This window comes from Yersinia sp. 1252 StPb PI, assembly GCF_048593885.1.
In the GTDB taxonomy this organism is placed as follows: domain Bacteria; phylum Pseudomonadota; class Gammaproteobacteria; order Enterobacterales; family Enterobacteriaceae; genus Yersinia; species Yersinia enterocolitica_E.
Genome location: NZ_JAZGQE010000403.1, coordinates 1 through 1,029, shown reverse-complemented (window position 1 = coordinate 1,029; position 1,029 = coordinate 1). Strand labels below are relative to the sequence as shown.

The following is a 1,029-nucleotide window of genomic DNA, read 5'->3' as shown; positions in this document are numbered from 1 at the left end:
AATATTTTCTATACTAATGACAAACAGAGAAAAGAACTATTCCTATCCAATGCCAAACAACCTCATAACTTTTATGATTCACGTAAGTACCTCTATATTCATAGAGAAGATCTTGTTGAATATCCTGCCGATGAACTGTTAACCATAGGATACTCAGGGAAACAGGCTGAAACCGTGATACTTAAAAAGTCGGACAAATATTTCACGGGTAAACACAGACTAAGAAATGGCGTTATCACCGAGCCTGGCGGCGGTGATAAAACCATTATCGGTGGTAAAAAAAATGATAACCTTGCTGGTGCCGATGGTAATGATTACATAGAGGGTAAAGAGGGTAATGACGCGCTGTTTGGCTGGGAGGGTCATGATACATTAATTGGAGGTAACGGTGATGACGGCTTATATGGCGGTGCCGGCAGCGATATCCTGGTGGGTGGAGAAGGTAATGACAGTTTAAATGGTGATTTAAATTACCATGATGTTAGCCAACTTGAGTCAGAACAAAGAGCGCAATCCCGCCGCGCGCTCGGAGATGATCAACTCTATGGTGGCAAGGGGAACGATCGCCTTCAAGGTGGTAAGGGAAATGACTATTTAGCCGGTGGCGAGGGAAATGACCTCTATGTTTTCGCCGCTAACGACGGTATAAATATGATAGTAGAATATGCAGGTGAAGAAGATACTATCGCTTTGATGGATCATAAATTTGAAGAGTTAAAGTTCAATCGTTATGGTGATCACTTAGTCATCAGCAGCCGCAATGAGGGTGATGACCTTACTATCGTCGTTCGTAACCAATTTACTCCTGATGGCTATAAAGTAAAATATTTGCATACAAAATCAAATGCCATGCTTATGCAAAATAACTCAGCGGAAATACTTCACAATCTAGTGATCAATAATCCTGAAACGTATAATGAAAAATTAAGCCAACTGAATAATGACTTGGCTGTAGATTTTCATACTCATATCAGTTTTAAATTATCTGAGATATTTAACAGAAACATGCCTGATAGTGAAAAATTATAT

The 1,029-nt window shown here is 39.7% G+C and carries 1 protein-coding gene; it reads left to right on the top strand.

Annotation, left to right across the window (positions count from 1 at the left end):
• The coding region (locus tag V2A85_RS23925; protein ID WP_420072586.1) for a calcium-binding protein at nucleotides 1-1,029 on the top strand (1,029 nt) is incomplete at both ends.